The following is a 20,758-nucleotide window of genomic DNA, read 5'->3' as shown; positions in this document are numbered from 1 at the left end:
GCGCCCTCATGATGCTGCACATCCCCCAACTGCTCTCCCCTGAGGTGCTGGCGCAAGCCCGAGACCTGCTGCGCGAAGCGCGCTGGGTGGATGGCGGCGTCTCTGCCGGCTCCCAAGCCACGCAAGCCAAACGCAACGAACAACTGCCGCTGGACAGCCCTGCCTTGGCGCGCATTCAGGCCATGGTGCTGGCGGCGGTGGAGCGGCACCCGCTGCTGTTCTCTGCCGCCTTGCCCAAGCGCATCTTCCCGCCCATGGTCAACCGCTACAGCGGGGCGCTCAACACCTATGGCGACCATGTGGATGCGGCCATTCGCCACCTGCGCGATGCCCAGGGCCAAGCGCAGCGCCTGCGCACCGATCTCTCCGCCACGGTATTTCTGGCCGAGCCCAGCGAGTACGACGGCGGCGAGCTGGTGATCGACGGCCCGCTGGGGCCGCAGCGGGTCAAGGGGGCGGCGGGCGACATGGTGCTCTACCCCGGCAGCACCGTGCACCGCGTGGAGCCCGTGACGCGGGGCACGCGCTTAGCGGCCTTTTTGTGGATCGAAAGCATGGTGCGCCAAGACGCCCAGCGCCAGCTGCTGTTCGACCTGGACATGAGCCTGATGGCGCTGCGCGAGCGCCACGGCGACTCCGCCGAGACCGTGCGGCTGACCGGCGTTTATCACAACCTTTTGCGCCAATGGGCGGACACCTGAGGCGCCCCATGGCAGCAACAGCCTTCAACCTGCGTGACTTTGAGTCCCAGGCCTTTCGCACCCTGCCTGCAGCCCACTGGGCCTATCTGCATGGCAGCGCTGCCGACGGCGACACCGCCTGCGCCAACCAGCAAGACTGGCAAGACTTGCGCCTGTGGCCAAGGGTGCTGAACGACCTTCGCCCAGGCAACGAGCCTGCAACCGCGATCCAAGTGGCGGGTCGCACGATGGCCCACCCCATCTTCCTCGCGCCCGTCGCCTACCAGCAGTTGGCCCACCCGGAGGGCGAGCGCGCCACCGCCTTGGCCGCTGCGGCTCAGGGCGCGGGCATGGTGCTGTCGGCCCAGTCGAGCACCGCCATGGAGGTCGTGGCGGAGATCTTTGCGGCCGAGCCTGAAGCGGGGCCGCTGTGGTTCCAGCTCTATTGGCAAGGCGGGCTGGAACGCAGCCTGGCCTTGGTCGAGCGAGCTCAATGCTGTGGCTTTGAAGGCATTGTGCTGACGGTGGATGCGCCGGTCCACGGCGTGCGCGACGCCGAGCGCCGCGCCGGGTTTGTCTTGCCTGCAGGCATTCAGGCCGTCAACCTCGCCCCCACACCTGCCCGAAACTTGAGCGAGTTGCTGGCCCAAGCGCCCCGCTGGGACGATGTGCGTGCGCTGCAAGCCGCCTGCGCCCAAAGGGGCCTGCCGCTGTGGCTCAAGGGCGTGCTGCACCCCGACGACGCCCGCCGCGCTGTCGAGTTGGGCGTATCCGGCCTGGTGGTGTCTAACCACGGCGGGCGCACCTTGGACACGGCGGTCAGCACCGCCTGGGCCCTGCCCCGCGTGCGTGCGGCCGTGCCAGCGGACTTTCCGCTGCTGGTGGACGGTGGCATCCGACGCGGCACCGATGTCTTCAAAGCCTTGGCCCTGGGGGCAAATGCGGTGCTGGTGGGGCGGCCCCAGGTGCATGCCCTGGCCAGTGAAGGGGCGATGGGGGTGGCCCGCATGATCCGCCTGCTGCGTGATGAGTTCGCAGCCACCCTGGCACTGTGCGCTTGTGCCGCTATCGCCGATATCCACACCAGCCACTTGGTGCCTCCGCCCGCTGACAATATCCGCCATGCGTGACCCCAAGTTTGCACCGCGCCCGGGCCTGCGCCGCCGCAGCCTCCTGGCCCCGATCGCCCCCATCGCCCTGCTGGGCCTCACACCGGCCTGGGCCAAACAGGCCGCCGCGCCGGTCGGCCTCCAAGCCTTGCTGACGGACGTGGTCAAGCACCACGCCGAGCTGGTGCAGGCCAGCTATGCCGACAGCCTGGCTTTGGCGCAAGCACTGAGTCAGCGCATTGAAGCCCTGGTGTCTGCCCCCAGCGCCAGCACCTTGGCCGCGGCACGTGAGGCCTGGACACGGGCGCGGCAAACCTATGGGCAGACAGAGGCCTATCGCTTTTACGGCGGCCCCATCGACGCGGAGGACGGCCCGGAAGCGCGCATCAATGCCTGGCCGCTGGACGAAGCCTATATCGACAGCGTGGCGGAGCGCCCAGGCTCGGGCTTCATCAACAACCCGGCCATCAGCTTGGACAAGGCCAGCCTCGCGGCCATGAACGAGCGCCACGGTGAGGAAAACATCGCCACCGGCTGGCATGCGATTGAGTTTTTGCTGTGGGGCCAAGACGAGCGGGACGACGGCCCCGGCCAGCGCCCGCCCGAAGACTTCATCGACGGCAAGGCGCCGAATGCGGCACGACGCCGCCAAGCACTGACGGTGATGATGGCGCTGTTGTTGGACGACTTGAACAGCGTGTTGGCGGCCTGGGCGCCCGGGGCCAACAACTATCGCGCAGCCTTTGAGCGCGGCGGCTTGGAGTCGGTGCGCAAAATCATCGTCGGGGTGGGCACGCTGTCGCGCGGTGAGTTGGCGGGCGAGCGTATTGAAGTGGCTTTGGCCAGCCGCCAGCAAGAGGATGAGCATTCCTGCTTCTCCGACACCACGCATCATGACGTGGTGGCCAACGCCCTGGGGCTGCTCAATGTCTGGCAAGGGCGCTATCAACGCGTGGACGGCAGCGTGCTGCAAGGCCCGGGCCTGCTGCATTTGGTCGAACGCGTGGACGCCAAACTGGCCCAACGCATTGACCGGCAAATGCAGCAGTCCTTGCGCTTGGCGCAGGCCATACCGGCCCCGTTTGACCAGCAGATCCGCGCCAGCAACAAGGCCGGGCGGGCTCGCCTCAAAGCATTGGCAGACAGCCTGAGCGCGCAGGCGCGCGACTTGGCCCGTGCGGCTCAGGGCCTGGGTTTGCAACATCTTCAAAAGGGCTGAGCCCGATGCGCGCGTGGGTGTTAGGGGCGGTGGCGGTGGCGGCGTTGATGGGGCTGGGGCTGCCGCTCTCGGCCAAGGCACCCGCGCTCAACAGCGGCGGCGCGACCACCGTCGAAGTCCGCGGCCGGAATGCGTTTTCCATGCCCTTGGCCACGCTGTCTGAGGCCGAGCGCACCCGGTTTGCGGTGGGCAATTCATTTTTTAGGCGCAACTGGGTAGAAGCCCCGGCCTCCACCACCGGCCGCGACGGCCTGGGCCCGCACTTCTTAGCCCGCTCCTGCGGGGGCTGCCATGTGCAGGATGGCCGCGGCGCACCGCACGACTTCGACAAAGGCCTCACGCCGGAGGCCCAGACACCCAGCGCCGCCCTGCTCTTGCGCTTGTCGGTACCCGGTATCGGGCTGCACGGTGCCCCCGTGCTTGAACCCCACTATGGCGAGCAACTCAACACGGCTGCGGTGCAAGGGGTGCAGCCGGAAGGGCGGGTGGTGCTGAGCTACAGCGAGGTCAAGGGCAGCTTTGCCGACGGCACGCCCTACACCTTGCTCCAACCGCACTACAGCATCGCCGACCTCGCCTATGGCCCGTTGGCGGAGGGCACGATGATCGGCCCGCGCATCGCGCCGCACCTGGCCGGGGTGGGGCTGCTGGAGGCCATTCCAGAAGCCGAATTGCACCGGAACGTCGCCCGCCAAGCGGCGCAGCCCGGGCCGATCAAAGGCCAGCTCAATCGCGTGTGGGACCCCTTCGCTGGCGCCATGAAGATCGGCCGCTTTGGCTGGAAGGCCAATTCCGCCTCGCTGGCCCACCAAACGGCAGCGGCTTTTCAAGGGGACTTGGGCATCACCTCGCGCCACTTTGCCCGCGAGGCCTGCATGCCGAAGCAAGCCGATTGCTTGGCCGCGCCCAAAGGCGCCAAGGGTTCAGCCCACGAGATTGATGACCACACCTTGGGCGACGTGGTGCTCTACCAAGCGGCGCTCGCCCCGGCGGCTTGGCGCGAGCCGAATAACGAGACCGTGCGCTTAGGGCAGCGTCTGTTTGAGCAAGCGCAATGCGCTCAGTGCCACCGGCCGAGCTATGTCACCGGCCAGCCCCCGTTTCCACGCTTATCGCCGCGCAGTGTGGCGGGGCAGCGTATTTGGCCTTACACCGACTTGTTGCTGCATGACATGGGCGAGGGTCTGGCCGACGGCCGCCCGGACCACTTGGCCAATGGACGACAGTGGCGCACGCCGCCACTGTGGGGCATTGGCTTGATCAAGGAAGTGAACGGCCATCAACGCTTGCTGCATGATGGGCGCGCCCGGGGCGTGTTGGAAGCCGTGCTGTGGCATGGCGGAGAGGCTGAAGAAGCGAAACGTTTGGTGCTAGGCATGAGCCGCAGCGAGCGCGACGCCTTGGTTCGTTTTGTGGAGTCGCTATGAACAAGCTGTGGCACTGGTGTGCGGCAGGAATGCTGGGCTTGTGTGCGAGCGTTGCGAGCCTGGCACAGCCCAGCTTTCGACCCATGCCCGGGCCTGGCCCGGCTGCGGTGACGCCGGCTTGGGATGCCAAGACCGTGGCCAGCCGCCGGGAGTACCTCCAGCAACTGTGGACCCAGCACTATGGGCCGCAAGCAGACCAGGTGCTCGCATCCTCGAAGGCCTTGCATGCCGCCGCCACGGCCTATTGCCGCAAGCCCGGCAGCCGAGGCGCGGCCCAAGAGGCTTGGCGCAAGGTCTTGGCACCATGGACGCGGCTGATGACGGTGGACGGCGGGCCCATGCGTGAGCGCTATGCCCTGCGCCTGCTGGACAGCCGGCATCCGGTGCCGGAGTTGATCCGCAGAGCCATGCAGCAAGAGCGCGATGGCGCCAAGGTGGTCGATAAAGTGGGGCCGGCCTCCAAGGGCTTGGGCGCCTTGGAATGGATGCTCTTTGCACCAGAGTCGGCCATGGAAGGCGTGCCGCTGTGCCCTTATCTGCAATCAGCCACTGGCGAGTGGCTGCGCGAGATCACCGAGCTGCACCCGCTGATCAAGGCCCAAGCACGCAAACGCCGCTCTGCCGAAGCGGTGGTGCTGGAATATGAAGAGTTCATCAACCAGTGGCAGTCGGGCTTGAACAAGCTGTGGGTCGGCGGCATTGAGCGCCCCCTGAAGGTGATGGAGTCCAAACCGCCTTTTTCGCCCTGGCCTCGGCCTTACAGCGACAGTACTGCCGCAGAACGCGCGCTACGCTGGCAAGCCTTGCGCGAGATAGCGGTGCTGCCCAACACGCTCTCCATAGAGCGGCAATTGCGTCAGCAGGCGAGCGAGACCGTCGCCACAGCATGGCGCTCCCAAGTGCTGCAGTGCGACCTGGCCCTGAAGCGTGGAGTGGACCCCAAGGCACTGACCGCTGCGGCGGCTTGCCTGAATCAGTTGGGGCAACTTCTCAACACCCAGGTCGCACCGGCCCTCAAAGTCACCATGGGCTTTTCCGATGGCGATGGCTCTTGAGCGGCGCAGTGTCCTGACTGCGCTGCTGGGGGTTGGTCTTTGGCCCGGCAGCGCCTGGACTGGCACAGGCGCCGAAGCCCATGCCCGTTGTGTCGCCGCGTGGGATGGCCATGATGGTCGGCATTGGGTGGGCGTGCTCCAGGCAGGCAGCGGCCCCACCCTGGAGGTGCTTGCCGAACAGGCCCTGCCCACCCGGGCCCACGGCCTGACGCTGGAGGCCGATGGCAGCGTGTTGGTGGTGGCACGACGGCCCGGTGAATGGCTGTTGCGCTGGCATCCACAGCAGGCCCGCCCACCCCAATGGCATTGGCTCAGCGGCCCACGTGTGCTGGGTGGGCACGCGCTGGTGGCCGCCGGGTCTGAGGTGATCTACACCATCGAGCAAGATGCCAACACCGCGCAAGGCTGGCTGGTGGCCAGAGACCGCCAGAGTTTGGCCGAGCAAGCGGCCTGGCCCACGGGCGGGCCGGACCCACATATGGCGCTGGCTGACGGCCCGCAGCATGTCTTGGTGGCCAATGGCGGTGCGCTGCTGCCCACTCGGGCGCAGCCCCGTAAACCTCTGCACTCCTCTCTGGTGCGCCTGTCTCTGCGGGACGGATCAACGCAAGCCGCATGGACCTTGGCCGACCCGCACCTGTCGCTTCGACACCTGGCCCGCCACGCAAGCGGGTGCGTGGGGATAGCTTTGCAGGCCGAACATCCTGAGGCTGCGGCGCGCCTAGACGCCCCCCTGCTTGCACTTTTTGATGGCCATAGACTGACCACCGCAGAAGCTCTCCCAAGCTTGGGCGGTTACGGTGGCGACATCTCGGCTGACGCCGAGGGTTTTGTGGTCAGTGCAAACCGCGCGGCGCTGCAAGCAGGGCTGTTGGGCGCCTTGGCGCGCTGGGATGTGAGAGGGCGAAACCTGCAGGTGCGTGCCTGGCCGCAGGCCGGCGCCTTGGCCGCTGGCTGGGCCGCTGGCCGCGCGTGGCAAACACCGTTGAATGCCGCCGTGCAGCCCCCTCGCACCGCCAAGGCCTGGGACAACCACTTGGGGTCTGGCCTTGGGCTGCCCTAGAAAACCAGTGGCACGGAAGCCGTCACGGCAAAAGCCAGCACCACCGCGCGCGCATGGCGTAATGCACGGCGCAAACCTTGGCAATGACGAGTGAATCGCGGGGGCGAAAGCATGGGTGCCTCTGTCTTGGCCCCCTGAAACAGGACGGCTCGGATGCAGATACTGCCACGCACTTTGCGGGGCGGTAGAGGGGAACCACCATAAGAGCCGAGCCAAGCGTCGGGCGGCTTTATCATCTCGCCCATGCAAGCACCCCGCGACGTGGCCGCTATTCGCCTCGAAAACGCGCTCTCTTTGTTCGATGAGTTCGTCCGTTTGACCGCCAAACATGCCGATGCCGCCACACTGCGGGGCTTGGAAGGCCGCTTTGCCGAGCGCTTGCAGATCCAGCCCAGCTACTGGAGCCAGATCAAAGGGCGCTCACGACAGATTGGCGAGCGTCTGGCGCGGCAGTTTGAGCAGTGTTGCCACAAGCCCGCCGGCTGGATGGATCAGGTTCACAGCACACCGCCCAACACAGCCACCGCCGAAGCTCAGGAAGCCCCGCCGCTGCCCCAGGATGACGACGAGCGATTCATCGTGGGGTTGGTGCTCACTTACTACAGACGCCACCCAGCCCGCGCCAAGAAGGCCTTGCTGAACTTGCTGGGCGACGTGCTGGAAGCGCCAGGCAAAGAGGTGCCGCTGGCCTCCACGACTCGCGCAGGCACAGCGCGCTCCGCAGCCACAGGCACAGCCGTTGGCCCAGCGGCTGCCCCTGCGCCCGATGTAGACCAAGCGCTGTGGCAACAAATGCAGCGGGGCATCGCGCCCTTGAAGTCCAAACGCTGAAGTCGCCCGGCCCCCAAGCCCCGGGCACGTGTTCACACTTTGAAAGCGGCTTCCTGCGCGCCCATGATGTTGCTCAAATGATAAATTTCACTTGCGCAAGATAATCTTTTGTTTATCATAGCGACTCTTCGCTCCAGGGCCGCTTCTAGCCCCCCTGGCCCTCCACCTCACCAGCGCCAGCTGATGTCCCTGTTGTCACCTTGCTGTGTTGACACCCCGGCCGTGGTGGAGATGCAGCCCTTGCCCACTTTGACGGCCTGACCAGCGCTGAACTGCCGACTCTGCCCCGCCGGGCAAGCTATCGGCAAGCTCAGTGCATCTACATCACTTGCTTTGTCAGCCGCACCAGGCTTGGCCGCCGCATGGCCAAACCATCGGCACTTTCCTTCAAGGAGCCTTTCATGACCTTCCGTCTGCCCACTTTCAAGCCGCGCAACCCCTTGGTGCCCGCCAGCCTTAAGCGCCGCGCTGGCGCACACCGCAGCAGCACCGCCGCAGGCCGCCAAAGCGCAAAGCGCGCACTCAACAGCGAATTGCGCCAACTCGATTTGCGACAACACCGCAGCCTCTGAATCCACCCAGCGTACGGGCCTGAATCCCGCGACGCCGCCCTGGGAGAAGAGAACATGACCAGAACTTTGATCAGCCCCCATGCCACGTGGCCGCACGGTGCGCGCCACACCTTGGCCAAGGCCTTGGCTCGGGCCAGCGCTTGGGCTTGGCGCAAGGCCAGGCAATGGACAGCCACCGCCCGCCGCCCTGCGCCCCAAGCGGACCCCATTTGGGAGTTCCACGCCGAAGCGGGCGCCCCAGAAGGGGCCTTGTATGTGAACGGCGAGTTGGTCGGCCATGTGGGTGTCAAGCGCCTGTGATGCACCCCGCTCAAGTTCCAGCGCTTGTGCGCCGATAGAGGGATGGCGAGGGTTGTCCTCGCCATCTCTCTGCCATGAACATCGCGCCCGCCTCTCCAGCCCCCCCTCGCTTCCCGCATGACCTGGCGGGGTGGGTGCGTTACTTCCGCCTGGTTGAACTGCCGGTGCTGCGCCGCACCTCGGCGCATCTGGAAGACTTGCGCGACATCGAAGATGCGGTGGACGCACGCATGATTGCCGACGTAGTCTCGGCCGACCCCTTGATGACGCTCAAGCTACTGGCCTACACCGCCACATTGCACCGCGAGCGCAGAACCACCGACGTAGAGACCGCCCGGGAAGCCGTTGTCTTGATTGGCATCACCCCGTTTTTCAGAACCTTCGGTCCACAGCCCACGATTGAGGACCACCTGCACGGCCAAGCTGAGGCACGGGCGGGCTTGATCGCCGTGCTGCGCCGTGCACGGCGGGCCGCCCGTTTTGCGATGGCCTTTGCTGCGCATCGCGGTGACCATGACGCCCCGGTCATCCACGAGGCCGCGTTGCTGCATGACTTTGCAGAGATGCTGCTGTGGTTGCATGCACCCGATTTGGCCTTGCAGATCCAGCAACGGCAGCGCCTGGACCCCACCTTGCGCAGCAATACGGTGCAACGCGAGTTACTGGGCGTAACCTTGCCCGAGATACAGCACGCCTTAATGGTCGAGTGGCGCCTTCCTGAATTGCTGATCCGCATCACTGACGACAGCCACGCTGAAGCCAGCCAAGTCCGCAATGTCTTGCTGGCGATACGCATCGCACGGCATACCGCCCAGGGTTGGGACAACCCAGCCATCCCAGACGATGTGACCGACATCAGTCGCCTGCTGAACATGAGCCCAGAGCCCACACTGACACTGCTGCACGACATCGAGCGCTGATCCCCCATCAGGGTGATAGCCAAGAAGCATCGGCTTGCTGGAAACTACTGGCTGGATCAACTTGCGCAGTACCCTCGATGACTCCAGAACTGCGTCGTCGCAGTGCTTTGGCCCTGTTTGTCGCCATGGCCTTGGCCACGGCCTGTGGCCTGCCACATCTCCCCTCTGTAGACCCGCTCTCTTCGCTGACCGAAAGCTCATGGGGCGGCGCGGTGTGCGCTGCTCTGCTGTATGCAGGCCTTTCCTGGTTCTTCGCTTCACGCGCTTTGCAGCAAGTCTGGCGGGGGCGCCATGCCTCGCTGGCTTTGTGGCTGAGCGTGGTGTTGGTCACTGCAGCCTTGTCCGTGTGGGCCGTGGCTGTGCTCAAGGGCGAGACGGGAGACGCCCGCCTGCTGTGCTGGCTCATCACGCTGCCCCTCTGGAGCTGCCTCTCAGGCCTGACGCGCTCCGGCGCTTTGTGCCACAGCTTGCGCCGCATGGATGGCGACGAGGACTTCGTTGAACACCTCGGCGCGGCCTACCATGTCCACATGCGCCGCAGCTCGGATCAGTACCGCCCGCGCACCTGGCAATACAGCAGTCATCGCGGGGAAGACGATGTTGTCACAGTGGCCGAAGCAGCATACAAAGCGACCCGCTCTTGATGCCGGCTCGCTGGCCGCGAGTTGCGTTAACCAAGCGCCACCGGGAATCATCTGTCGCGCATTTGGGGTCGAACCCCCATGCGCCAACCAAGTGCCTTGATGTGGCGTGCCGATGGTGACAACACTGGCAACCCGGTCATCCGCCCGATAGCGCTGTAACCAAGCCCGAACCGCCAAGCCGCCCATGCTGTGGGCGACAAGCACAGGTGGCCGCCCTGTGGCCTGCGTCACGCGCTGCACCGCCTGCTCGATGATGGCGGGATAGTCGTCAATCACGCCAAACACCGGTTCCAAGTTAACCGCAAGGTAAGGCACAGCTTGCGCGCGCAAGCGCTTCATCCAGGGGTTCCACAAGCCCCGGTTGCACACAAAGCCATGCACCAGCACCACGCCCACGGTCGGCAGCTCGTGATGTGAGGACGTATCAGTGGGCAGGTAGTCCGGCACATGCCGTGAGCGGAACGGCTGTAGCCAGCCAAAGACCTTGGGGGCAGCGAGCACTTCGCCCCACCAAGCACGCAGCCATTCCGCCCCACTGGGCTTGGGAGCTGCATCTGGTCGGTTGCGCCAAGTCATGATCGCAAAGGTCAGCGTCAACCACAGGGCATGCCAAGTCACGGCCAAGATCACGACGGCGAGCCCGAGCAGCAGACTGGCGTGTTGCACCAAGGCCCAGTGCAAGCCCCAGCCTAGCGTCAGCAGCCAAGCGAACACCAGTGCGGCTTGCAGACGCGCCAGCATCAGGCGGCAAGGCGCACAGGGCGCCCCCCTAAGCGCTGGGCCAGCGCGGTGGCTAAGCGGGTCGTCAGGCCATAGATACTGAGTTGCGGGTTGGCGCCCACGCTGGTCGGGAACAGCGAGCCATCGTGGATAGAGAGATTCTCGACCTGCCAGTGGACGCCGTCAGGACGCGTCACTCCACCCGCTTCGGTGCCAGAGAGTCCGCAACCGCCCATCACATGGGCACTGACCACCCGTGTCTTCAGGGGCACCATGGGCAGCGCCTTGATCACCGTCTGCGCTTCGGCCCAAGACCGCATCACGGGCGCCTGCTCGTGAATCACCTGAATCTCTTGAGCCCCCGCCGCAAACTGAATCTCGGCCATGCTCAACAACGCACGGCGCGCACCGTCCATCACAAAGTCATTGAGGGGGTAATGCAGCTCGGGCGAGCCATCACTGCGCAGGCGGACCTGCCCGCCCGGCGATTGCTCGTGGAAACCATCCCGCAGCAAGGCCAACAAGGTGTGGATGTTGGGAAAGCGGCGCAAGGTCTCCGCCTGCGCCAAGCCGAACCCCGCCAAGGTTGACGTAAAAATGAGCGGGTGTATGGGTGGCGCTTCCAGCTTGTAGCCCATCGGTCCATCAATGGCCTGGGTGTGCAAGAAATGGTCGCTGTAAATGGTCTGCGGTGCGCCTTGCCAACCCTCTACCTTTTGGCTGAACACGCCCGCCGACATCACCACGGGGTGCAAAAAGGTGCGCTTCCCCAGGCGCTGGTGCGGGTCGGGCAATGCTGAGCGCATCAGCAGCGCGGGTGAATTGATGGCCCCTGCCGCCACCACCACATGCTTGGCGACGATGCGGCATGGCGAGTTGGCGTCCGGCGTTCCGTCCGGCTTGATCGGATGGCACAGCACCGACTCCACCTTTTGGCCCATCACCTGCAGCCGCTCAGCCCGCGTTTGGACCAGCAAGGTGGCACCGGCATCCAGAGCTGCAGGCACGGTGGTGACCAGCATGGACTGCTTGGCATTGGTCGGGCAGCCCATGCCGCAGGAGCCCAGGTTCCAACACCCTTTAACGTTGCGCCGGATGGCCGAGGCTTCGATGCCCAGCTTTTGCGCCCCCCGTCGCAGCAGCTCGTTGTTCTCGTTGGGCGGGGTCAACCAGTCGCCGATGTTCAAGCGCTGCTCGGCCTGCTCAAACCACGGGGCCATGGCCTCGGGGGAGAAGTCTGACAAGCCGAAGTGCTGGCCCCAATGTTGAAGCGTGTCGGTCGGTGTCCTGAAGGAGCTGGTCCAGTTGACCGTGGTCGAACCCCCGACGCAGCGCCCTTGCAAAATCGTGATGGCCTTGTCCGCCGTCTTACGCCCAGCGCTCTCTTGGTACAGGGCCGGATAGGCCTCGGACTCCAGTTGCTTGAAGTCGCTGCTCGACTTCAAGGGGCCTTCTTCGACCATCACCACTGACAGGCCCGCCTTGGTTAACAGTTCGGCCGTGATGCCACCGCCGGCCCCCGTGCCGATGATGACCACGTCGCAATGCAGCTGTGCCGGCAAGGCGCCATGCGGCCCTCCTTTAACCTTCCAGCCCCGGGCCAGACCGGCCAAGATGGGGTCGGGCACGCCGCCGCTCTGCGCCGCAGGCAATGCTTGGTGAGTCAGCGGGAGTCCTTCTGCCATGGGGTACTGCCTTTCAGATCGCCACGGGGCCGGGATAGCCCAAGGCCACCCATGTCCCTGCGTCGGCAAACCATGCCGCGTTGGTGAGGTCTCTCAGGGCGTGATAGACCTGTTGACGAGTGTCACTGTCGGACACGCGCATGGCTTGTAAGGCCGCTTGAATCTCTGGCACCGTGGCTTGTGCCCACGGCACCGACAAGCCCGTCAAGGCCAAGCGCCCCGGTGCCGTGCCCAGCAGGGCCATCAGCTCAGACAACTCCCCCCGAGTGGCGGGCGCTAGGCCGGCGATGGCCGTTTCAAGGCGGGCCAAGTGGTGCTCCAAGGCGAGCTTTTGCACACCGGGGTCTGACGGCAAAACGCCCTCCAGCACCGCCCGCGCCAAAGCAGCCCACATCGGCTTAGCGTCGGCGGACAGGCGCCCGTCGACCCAACCCGGCCGCCACACAGCCGCCCCCCAGCCCGCCAGCGCCACGGCCACGCCGGCGCCTACGCCAAGCTTGAGTAGAGTGCGTCTTTGCATGGCGGGCAGTGTTGCATCAAAGCAGTCTTGGGGCCTAGAGCCGTTGCACTAAGGCGAATCAGGTCAATCCCTGCAGAGGCGCGCCAGGTCAGGCACTGGTTCAATGTGGCCTTAAGGCACGCTAGGATGTGCACATGTCGCAAGTCGCTGCATCCATCTTGGCCCATTTGATGGCGGTCGACGCTGAACGCCAGCGGCGCTGCCAAGACGCGGGCTTGGCGCACAAAGTCAATGCCCTGAAGGCCTGGCAGCAAGCTCGCTTCGCAGCCACCCATGAGGACCTGCTGCGTGATGCGCGCTATGGCCCGGCCGCGCGGTTCTTCTTGGATGACCTGTACGGGCCGCAGGACTTTGCGCAACGCGATGCTCAGTTCGCGCGCATCGTGCCGGCCTTGGTGCGACTGTTTCCGGCGGAGGTGGTGGAGACGGTGGAGGCCTTGGCCGCCTTGCATGCTCTGTCTGAGTCGCTGGACTCTCAGATGGCGACCCACCTCGCCGATGGCCCCATCGACGCTGGGGGCTATGGCGTGTGCTGGCGCAACACGGGGCGCCGTGAGCAGCGCTTTGCGCAGTTGGAGATGGCCCTGGGTTTAGGCCGTCGCTTAGAGAAATTGACCCGAAAGCCACTGCTGCGCCACAGCCTGCGCTTGATGCGCGGCCCCGCCCGCGCCGCAGGCCTGGAAGCCTTGCAGAACTTTCTGGAGCGGGGCTTTGACGCCTTTGCCACCATGGGTCGGGCAGACCATTTCTTGGCACAAATTGAGGCCCGCGAGCGGCAATTGATGACGCAGCTGTTTAGCGGTGTCTCCAGCGCGACAACTGTGCCCTGATTTCTGCCACAGAGTTGGGACAAGCCCTGTTGCGCTCGCCCCTCTGCGCACCGACGATGGGGTTTGGTCATCAACGCGGTTGGATCTTTGCACGTGTCTACTTCGCCCACTGACGCCAAGCCTTGGCTGGCCCACTATCCGCCCTCTGTCCCCGCCACTGTCGATGTCTCTGAGCACGGCTCCTTGGTGAGCCTCTTGGAGGCTGCGTGGCGGCGCCACCCACAGCGCACGGCCTCCATCTGCATGGAGGCGCGCATGAGCTTTGCGCAGCTGGACGAGCGTTCTGCCGCCTTAGCGGCGTGGCTGCAGTCCAAAGGCCTGCAGCGCGGCGACCGGGTGGCGGTGATGATGCCCAACTTGCCGCAGTACATGATCGCCATCGGCGCGATCTTGCGTGCCGGCTGTGTGGTGGTCAATGTCAACCCGCTGTACACCGCGCGGGAGTTGGAACACCAACTCAAGGATTCCGGCGCGCGCGCCATCGTGGTGCTGGAGAACTTTGCCCACACCCTGGAAGAGGTCATTGACGCCACCGCCATTGAGCATGTGGTGCTGGCGGCCATGGGCGATCAGCTGAACTTCTGGTGGGGGCAATGGATGAACTTTGCCGTGCGCCATCTGGCCAAGATGGTGCCGGAGTTTCGGCTGCCGCTGGACGGAAGCCGCAGCGTGACGCGCTTCAATGCCGCTTTAGAGGCCGGCCGGGGCATGAGCTTGCGGCCGGTGCCGCTGGGGCCTGAGGATGTGGCCTTCTTGCAGTACACCGGGGGCACCACGGGTGTGAGCAAGGGCGCAACCCTGCTGCATCGCAATGTGGTGGCCAATATCCTGCAAACAGAAGCCTGGTTCAAGCCCATGTTGGACAAGCTGGGTGACAAGCCAATGACAGTCGTCTGCGCGCTTCCGCTCTACCATATCTTTGCGTTAACCATCTGCTACATGATGGGCGGCCGATTGGGCATGACGAATCTGCTGATCCCGAACCCGCGTGACATCACCGGCCTGATCCGCACCTTGGCGCAGTACCGCATCAATATGTTCCCGGCGGTCAATACGCTGTTCAATGCCTTGGCCAATGAGCCGGAGTTTGCGCGCCTGGATTTCTCGGAGTTGGTCGTCTCCAACGGCGGCGGTATGGCGGTGCAGCAGGCGACGGCAGAGCGCTGGTTGAAGATCACCGGCTGCCCGGTGGTCGAAGGTTATGGCTTGTCGGAGACCTCGCCGGTGGCCACCAGCAACCGCCTGGACGTGACTGACTTCAGCGGCACCATCGGCCTGCCCATTCCCTCCACCGACATCGCCATTCGTGACGATGTCGGACGCGATGTGCCCTTGGGCCAGACGGGTGAGATTTGCATCCGAGGCCCGCAGGTGATGGCGGGCTATTGGCAGCGGCCGGACGAGACGGCTTTGGTGATGACGCCTGATGGCTACTTCAAGAGTGGTGACATCGGCATCATGGATGAGCGCGGCTATGTCCGCATTGTCGACCGCAAGAAGGACATGATTCTGGTGTCGGGCTTCAACGTCTACCCGACCGAGATCGAACAAGTCGTCAACCTCCATCCGGGCGTGCTGGAGTGCGCGGCGGTGGGCGTGCCCGACGCGCGCTCGGGGGAAGCCGTGAAGCTCTACGTGGTGCGCAAGGACATGGGCTTGGACGAAGAGGACATCGTGGCCTATTGCCGCGACAACTTCACCGCCTACAAGCGACCCAAGTATGTGGAGTTCCGCGATGAGTTGCCGAAGTCCAATGTCGGCAAGGTGCTGCGTCGCGAGTTGCGCAGCACCGTGGCGGCGTGACGCCCATTCCTGGCGCGGCCGGGGTCTTGGCCTCATTGGGTTTGACGGTCCTGCAGCGGGATTGGTTGTCGTCTAACCAGGCAGTGTTTCGCGCGGTGGGCTCAGTGCCAGCCAGTCTGGTGGACAGCGGCTATGCCCGGCACGCGCCCATGACTTTGGCCTTGCTTGAGCATGTGCTGGAGGGGCAGGCTCTGGCGCGTTTGCTCAATACCCACCTGCACTCGGACCACTGCGGGGGCAACCATCTGCTGCAAGCCCGGTATGCCGGGTTGGCCACACTGGTGCCAACCGGCCATTGGGAAGCAGCTTCTGAATGGGATCGGTCGCGTTTGAGCTACGACGCGGTCGGTCAGTTTTGCGAGCGCTTTGCGGTGCACGGCGTGTTGGCTGCAGGAGATGAGATTGAGTTGGGCGCGGGCCGCTGGCAGGTCCACGCGGCCCCTGGGCACGATATGGACGCGGTGATGCTGTTCGAGCCGCAGAGCCGCACCTTGATTGCGGGCGATGCACTCTGGGAGCAGCGTTTGGCCATCATCTTCCCCGAGTTGGAAGGAGGCCCCGGCTTCAGCGCCACTCGCGCCACACTGGCCCTCATTGAGCGCTTGGCACCCAGGCTGGTGGTGCCTGGCCACGGCGCGGTGTTTGAAGACGTGGCCGCGGCCCTGGCGGCCAGCCGTGAGCGCCTGGACGTGTTTGAGCGCAAGCCTGAGCGCCATGTGTTGCATGCGGCGCGAGCCTTGCTGATGTTTCATCTGATGGAGGTGGAGCAGATTGGAGAGGCCGCACTGCTGCAATGGCTGGTGGACACGCCGCTCTATCGCACCATGGCGCAGCATTTGGGCCACGACGCTCCGGTCTCGCTCGCGCGTTGGAGTGCCGATCTCGTGAGTGGCCTGGTGGATGGCGGCCATGTGCAGCGCACAGAGTCGATGTTGTCGGTCCAGCGCAATTAGGGGGAAATTTGGGAGCAGGGCTCGGCCACAATGCAGGTATGCAGTGGCATCGGCTCGTTTTCTTTGTGGGGGGATTTGATCCCAAGAGTCCTCGTCACTATCACCGCCTGTATCGGGGTGCTGCCAAGCATCGCTGCCTGAGCGCAGATCAGGAGACGGTGGCCGTTGGGCCCTTGCGCCAAGTCAGCCCCTGGCAGCAGTTTTGGGACGTGCGCTGGAGCGGCCCTTCGGGCAGCCATGACAGCCGATTCACCGTACTGGCCTGGGACGATATCGTGCGCCAGCATTGGCACCGAGACCTCTGGCATGCCCTGGGTGCGTATTGGCGCTACTACGTGGGTGGCACACGGCAAGGCCTGTTTGGTCGAGTCTGGCCGGTGGCCAAAGACACTTGGCTGTTGGGCATGTTCCCCTTGTTGATCGCCTTGGGCGTGGCGCTGATGTGCGCTGTGGGGGCTTTTATCGCGGCCAGGTTATTGCCTGCTTGGTCGACCTGGATTTGGCTGCTGGCTCCCTGCCTTTGGCTGGCCGGGTGGCGTCAGGTGGAGACGCGGCTTGATTCAGAGTGGCTGGTGCGGCTTTATGGCTTCAGCCATCTCCAAGCAGCCGGACGCGTGCCGGACTTGGACGCCAGGGTCTCCGACATGGCAGACGCCGTGGTGGCTGCGGCAGACGCGGCTAGAAGTGACCCAGAGCGCCGCTGCCAAGAGGTTTTGATTGTCGGCCACAGCACCGGCTCCATCGTGGCCGCTAGCGTGTTGGCACGTGCACTTGAGCGTGCGCCCTGGTTGGGGCAAGACGGTCCGCGCTTGAGTTGCTTGACCCTGGGGCATTGCACACCGGCGGTTGCGTTCTTCTCGTCGGCCACTGCGTTTCGTCAAGACCTGGCGCAAGTGGTGGCACACGCACCGCTGACGTGGCTGGATTATTCGGCACCCGGTGACTGGGCGGCCTTTCATCGCGTCGGACCGTGGCTGAACGCTGGCGCTGCAACGACCTGGCAAGGTTCGCCGCGCTTCCATGCGATCATGGACTCAGCCGCCTATGAAATAGTGAAGCGCAATCGTCTATCCATGCATATGCAGTATCTGCGCTCGTCCACGCGCCCCGGCGCTTACGACTATGTGCGCTTGACCGCGGGGCCACTGACACTCAATGCCCACTGGCGCCAACATCATGCGCCAGGCGCCATTGAGGCCACTTCCTCTTAACCGCCATGGTCGCGCCAAAGTTTTGCCCTCACTACCCAGCGCCTGTTGAGCGACGCCCGCCTTGGTGGCGGATGTTTTTCAGCAAGCAGCACTCCTGGCTGGACGGCTTGTATGTGCGCAGCTATGCCATGAAGATGGGCGAGCTCCATCTGCCGGGGCTGGACCTCTATATGGTGAACGAGCCGAGCTTGGTGAAGCGCGTCTTGGTGTCAGAGGCCGATGCTTTTCCGAAAAGCGACTTGCTCGGGCAGGCGCTTCGCCCCTTGTTGGGGGACAGCATCTTCACCACCCATGGAGAGCAATGGCGCCAACAACGGGCACTGATGGAACCGGCTTTTGAAGCGGCGCGCGTTCGCCACGTCTATGGCCATATGCAGGCCGCAGCTCAGGCGATGGTGGCGCGGCTCAGTGATCGTGCGCAAGTTTCAGTTGCGATCGACATGGAGGCGGAGATGACCCACGTTGCCGCCGACATCATTTTGCGGACCATCCTCTCCCAGCCGCTCGAAGCGGGTGATGCCACCAAAGTCTTCGAGGCCTTCTCGCGCTACCAAGAGCTGGCGCCCAAGATGGTCTTGCCAGCGCTCTTTGGACTGCGCTGGTGGCGCCCTTGGCGGGGCCGGGCGAAGAGTGAGGCCGCCGCAGTTGAGATTCGGGCCTTGCTGGTGAAACTCATCAGGCCTCGCTACGAAGCGGCGCGGGCAGGGGACGGCGCTGGCGGCCCCGTGGATCTGCTGAGCTATCTTCTGGCGGCCCGAGACGCCCAGACCGGAGAAGGCTTCAGCTTTGAGGAGTTGGTGGATCAGGTGGCGATGCTCTTCTTGGCCGGGCACGAGACCTCCGCGAGCGCCTTGTCTTGGGCGCTGTACTTAATGGCACAGATCCCAGATATTCAGGAACGAATGCATCTCGAAGCACAGGCCGGTTTGGCGGATGCATCGTCTGACCCGTCTGAGTTGCGCGCTTTGGTGCTTTGCCGAAATGTATTCAAGGAAACTCTGCGCCTCTTTCCTCCGGTAGGCTTCTTGGCGCGCCAAGCAGCTGGGGCATGCACCATGCGGGACAAGACCCTCAAGGCAGACGCTACCGTGGTGGTGTCGCCGTGGTTGATTCAGCGCCACCGACAGCTGTGGGCTCGCCCCGATGAGTTCGATCCGGATCGCTACGAGTCCGACAGCTCTGACGATCACCCCACCGCTCAAGAATCTACCCGCAGCGGTTATTTGCCCTTTGGAATGGGGCCTCGGGTTTGCATTGGCGCAGCGTTCGCGCTCCAAGAGGCGGCATTGATCTTGGCCAGCATGGCCCAGCACTTTGTGCTGACGCCAGTCCCGGATCATGTTCCCAGGCCCGTAGGACGGCTCACCATTCGGTCCGGCAATGGCATTTGGCTTCGGCTCCGTCGGCGGGAAACGATGCCATGAAGGAAAGGTTTGCAGGCTTTTTGCTGATGTCCGCCATCGTTCCTATGGCCATTGCCGGCTACCTCTTGCTGGTGATCGTGGGGATTGCGGGCTCTACGGCGCGGGGGCGCGCCGGTGTGCGTGCCTTAGATCACTTCGTGAACGCCACGCTTTTCAATGGCTATGCTTGGGAGTCGGTGTCTTCACACGCCTGGCGCGCACGTGAGAAGCGTTGGGCCAAAGTCGTCATTCGGGTGACGGATGTCTTTCAGCGCGGGCACTGTCGGCGTGCGAATAAGAGAGAGCAGCCTTTGGTGGATTTGATGCTGGCCAAGGGTCTGCATAAACAAACCATTTTCTGAACCCGATGCCTGCATCTGCGCCTCATGATCAGGATGATTCCGGTCGGCCACAGTCGACGGTAACAAAGCGCGTTGTTTTCTACGTCGCAGGTTTTGACCCCCAAGGGCCAGGGCACTATCACCGACTCTTTACTGAACAGGCAGCAGCGCAGTGCGCGGTCACGGACTATGACTTGTCGGTAGGACCACGTTCCTCGCCGCGGGCCCATGTTTCCGCATGGGACGTAAGCCTCACAACCGCTGACGGTCACACCGTTGAGACTCACTATCAGTTCTTGCGGTGGGACGATGTGGTTCGGCAACATTGGCCACGTGGCCTTTGGCGCTTAGCCATGGTCACACTGGGCACGACAGCACGATTAGTGTCCAACGGTTCATGGCTCAGTATGTGCCGACTCAGTTGGGTGGCAGGTCTGACCCTCGCATTGCCGGCTGCCGTCGGCTTGATGGGCTTCAGCGTTGCTTTGGCGGGATGCGCCTTCCTCTGGGCACTAGGAGGCAGCGCTACTCAACCCACGCTTGCGCTACTGGGCTACAGCCTAGGAGTGCTGGCCTCGTTGGGTTCTGCATTGATGCTGCCCAAACTGTGGCGCTTCGGGCAGGGTGACTGGCTGATGCGAAGCACAGCCAGCTTGCTACGCTATGCCCGAGGCCAAGCGCCGGAAGTGGACGCACGGGTCGCAGACTGGGCAGAAGCGATAAAGCAGAGCTTAACGAGCGGCGATCACGACGAGGTGCTCGTGGTGGCGCACAGCTCGGGCTGCATCGCGGCTGTTGCCGCCTTGTCTCAAGCAGTCAAGGACACTGAGGAAAAACAGAGGATCACAAAGCCTCTGAGCCTCTTGACCCTCGGGCAATGCATCCCAGTACTCAGCCACCAACCCGAGGCAAAGGCGTTCCGAATGGCGCTCAGCCATTTGGGTGGAACCGAGGCGCTGACATGGGTCGATCTAAGCGCACCACCTGATGCATGTTGCTTCGCATTAAGCGATCCCTGCGCGACCCCACACGCCGTGGGTGGACCCACAGTATCCGTGAAGCGACTATCGCCTCGCTATGCCGAGCAAATGGACAGTAACAGCTATCGTGAACTCAAAAGTAACAAGCTGCGCTGCCATTTTCAATATCTGATGGCTTTTAAGTCGCCCAAGTACTACGACTTCTTCAGCTGGGTTTGTGGGCCTCAGACGCTGGCGCAAACCACTCAACAATTCCAAAGCGTCACCAACTTCAGCCGCTTTCGTTGGTGATCTGAGTCAGGCTCGTTGAAGAAGGGCAAGATGGCGAGCAAATAGAAAAAGGGCACCGTCATTGACGGTGCCCTCTTCGATTATTAGCCTGACGATGTCCTACTTTCACACGGGAATCCGCACTATCATCGGCGCTGAGTCGTTTCACTGTCCTGTTCGGGATGGGAAGGAGTGGGACCAACTCGCTATGGTCATCAGGCT

At 64.0% G+C, this 20,758-nt stretch carries 20 protein-coding genes and 1 rRNA gene; 17 read left to right on the top strand and 4 right to left on the bottom strand.

The window, feature by feature from the left end:
* Positions 1–8: 8 nt before the first annotated feature.
* From ACIQ3Q_RS13850 to ACIQ3Q_RS13805, 10 genes are all read left to right on the top strand, one after another.
* Positions 9–701 (top strand): Fe2+-dependent dioxygenase, encoded by a 693-nt coding sequence (locus ACIQ3Q_RS13850; protein WP_396269702.1) that lies wholly within the window; start codon positions 9–11, stop codon positions 699–701.
* Between the two features lie 8 nt (positions 702–709).
* Positions 710–1,810, top strand: coding sequence for an alpha-hydroxy acid oxidase (locus ACIQ3Q_RS13845; protein WP_396269700.1), 1,101 nt, complete (start codon positions 710–712; stop codon positions 1,808–1,810).
* The gene (locus tag ACIQ3Q_RS13840) at positions 1,803–3,008 is read left to right on the top strand and encodes an imelysin family protein (RefSeq protein ID WP_396269699.1); all 1,206 of its coding nucleotides are present in this window, start codon (positions 1,803–1,805) and stop codon (positions 3,006–3,008) included. The genes ACIQ3Q_RS13845 and ACIQ3Q_RS13840 overlap by 8 nt, the downstream gene beginning before the upstream one ends.
* A gap of 5 nt (positions 3,009–3,013) precedes the next feature.
* The gene (locus ACIQ3Q_RS13835; RefSeq protein WP_396269698.1) at positions 3,014–4,435 is read left to right on the top strand and encodes a di-heme oxidoredictase family protein; all 1,422 of its coding nucleotides are present in this window, start codon (positions 3,014–3,016) and stop codon (positions 4,433–4,435) included.
* Positions 4,432–5,490 (top strand): imelysin family protein, encoded by a 1,059-nt coding sequence (locus ACIQ3Q_RS13830; protein ID WP_396269696.1) that lies wholly within the window; start codon positions 4,432–4,434, stop codon positions 5,488–5,490. The genes ACIQ3Q_RS13835 and ACIQ3Q_RS13830 overlap by 4 nt, the downstream gene beginning before the upstream one ends.
* Positions 5,474–6,553, top strand: coding sequence for a DUF1513 domain-containing protein (locus tag ACIQ3Q_RS13825; protein ID WP_396269695.1), 1,080 nt, complete (start codon positions 5,474–5,476; stop codon positions 6,551–6,553). Before ACIQ3Q_RS13830 ends, ACIQ3Q_RS13825 begins: the two co-directional genes overlap by 17 nt.
* A 243-nt stretch (positions 6,554–6,796) precedes the next feature.
* A complete protein-coding gene (locus ACIQ3Q_RS13820) occupies positions 6,797–7,384 on the top strand; it encodes a hypothetical protein (RefSeq protein WP_396269694.1) in 588 nt (195 codons plus the stop codon).
* 401 nt (positions 7,385–7,785) lie between these two features.
* Positions 7,786–7,956, top strand: coding sequence for a hypothetical protein (locus tag ACIQ3Q_RS13815; RefSeq protein ID WP_396269693.1), 171 nt, complete (start codon positions 7,786–7,788; stop codon positions 7,954–7,956).
* Positions 7,957–8,010: 54 nt separating this feature from the next.
* Positions 8,011–8,256, top strand: coding sequence for a hypothetical protein (locus ACIQ3Q_RS13810; RefSeq protein WP_396269692.1), 246 nt, complete (start codon positions 8,011–8,013; stop codon positions 8,254–8,256).
* A 74-nt stretch (positions 8,257–8,330) separates the two neighbouring features.
* Entirely contained in the window at positions 8,331–9,176 is an 846-nt protein-coding gene (locus ACIQ3Q_RS13805) for an HDOD domain-containing protein (RefSeq protein WP_396269690.1), read from the top strand.
* A gap of 431 nt (positions 9,177–9,607) precedes the next feature.
* Here ACIQ3Q_RS13805 and ACIQ3Q_RS13800 read toward each other — a convergent pair whose 3' ends face one another.
* The 3 genes from ACIQ3Q_RS13800 to ACIQ3Q_RS13790 are packed head-to-tail and all read right to left on the bottom strand — an operon-like array spanning position 9,608 to position 12,745.
* On the bottom strand, positions 9,608–10,561 hold the full coding sequence (locus tag ACIQ3Q_RS13800; RefSeq protein ID WP_396269689.1) for an esterase/lipase family protein: 954 nt from the start codon (positions 10,559–10,561) through the stop codon (positions 9,608–9,610).
* Entirely contained in the window at positions 10,561–12,225 is a 1,665-nt protein-coding gene (locus ACIQ3Q_RS13795; protein ID WP_396269688.1) for a GMC family oxidoreductase N-terminal domain-containing protein, read from the bottom strand. The genes ACIQ3Q_RS13800 and ACIQ3Q_RS13795 overlap by 1 nt, the downstream gene beginning before the upstream one ends.
* A 13-nt stretch (positions 12,226–12,238) precedes the next feature.
* Positions 12,239–12,745: a hypothetical protein gene (locus ACIQ3Q_RS13790; protein WP_396269687.1), complete on the bottom strand. Its 507-nt coding sequence runs from the start codon at positions 12,743–12,745 to the stop codon at positions 12,239–12,241.
* A gap of 134 nt (positions 12,746–12,879) precedes the next feature.
* On the opposite strand from ACIQ3Q_RS13790, the gene ACIQ3Q_RS13785 reads away from it, so the two are divergent.
* The 7 genes from ACIQ3Q_RS13785 (at position 12,880) to ACIQ3Q_RS13755 (ending at position 20,557) form a co-directional block, all read left to right on the top strand.
* Positions 12,880–13,575, top strand: coding sequence for an FFLEELY motif protein (locus ACIQ3Q_RS13785; RefSeq protein WP_396269686.1), 696 nt, complete (start codon positions 12,880–12,882; stop codon positions 13,573–13,575).
* 93 nt (positions 13,576–13,668) lie between these two features.
* A complete protein-coding gene (locus tag ACIQ3Q_RS13780) occupies positions 13,669–15,378 on the top strand; it encodes a long-chain-fatty-acid--CoA ligase (RefSeq protein ID WP_396269685.1) in 1,710 nt (569 codons plus the stop codon).
* Positions 15,375–16,331, top strand: coding sequence for an MBL fold metallo-hydrolase (locus ACIQ3Q_RS13775; RefSeq protein ID WP_396269684.1), 957 nt, complete (start codon positions 15,375–15,377; stop codon positions 16,329–16,331). The genes ACIQ3Q_RS13780 and ACIQ3Q_RS13775 overlap by 4 nt, the downstream gene beginning before the upstream one ends.
* 173 nt (positions 16,332–16,504) lie before the next feature.
* Entirely contained in the window at positions 16,505–17,542 is a 1,038-nt protein-coding gene (locus tag ACIQ3Q_RS13770; RefSeq protein ID WP_396269683.1) for a hypothetical protein, read from the top strand.
* A 71-nt stretch (positions 17,543–17,613) separates the two neighbouring features.
* Positions 17,614–18,966, top strand: a complete 1,353-nt coding sequence (locus tag ACIQ3Q_RS13765) for a cytochrome P450 (protein ID WP_396269682.1) — start codon at positions 17,614–17,616, stop codon at positions 18,964–18,966.
* Positions 18,963–19,307 carry a hypothetical protein gene (locus tag ACIQ3Q_RS13760; RefSeq protein WP_396269681.1) on the top strand — a complete coding sequence of 115 codons (345 nt, stop codon included), beginning with the start codon at positions 18,963–18,965 and terminating at the stop codon, positions 19,305–19,307. Before ACIQ3Q_RS13765 ends, ACIQ3Q_RS13760 begins: the two co-directional genes overlap by 4 nt.
* A 332-nt stretch (positions 19,308–19,639) precedes the next feature.
* The gene (locus ACIQ3Q_RS13755) at positions 19,640–20,557 is read left to right on the top strand and encodes an alpha/beta hydrolase (protein WP_396269680.1); all 918 of its coding nucleotides are present in this window, start codon (positions 19,640–19,642) and stop codon (positions 20,555–20,557) included.
* 86 nt (positions 20,558–20,643) lie between these two features.
* On the opposite strand, the gene rrf is transcribed toward ACIQ3Q_RS13755, so the two are convergent.
* Positions 20,644–20,756 (bottom strand): 5S ribosomal RNA (gene rrf, locus ACIQ3Q_RS13750).
* Positions 20,757–20,758 lie beyond the last annotated feature (2 nt).

The organism is Ideonella sp. (genome assembly GCF_044358605.1).
GTDB lineage: Bacteria > Pseudomonadota > Gammaproteobacteria > Burkholderiales > Burkholderiaceae_C > Ideonella.
Note: the sequence above shows the minus strand (reverse complement) of the source record. Positions and strands in the feature narration are given on the sequence as shown.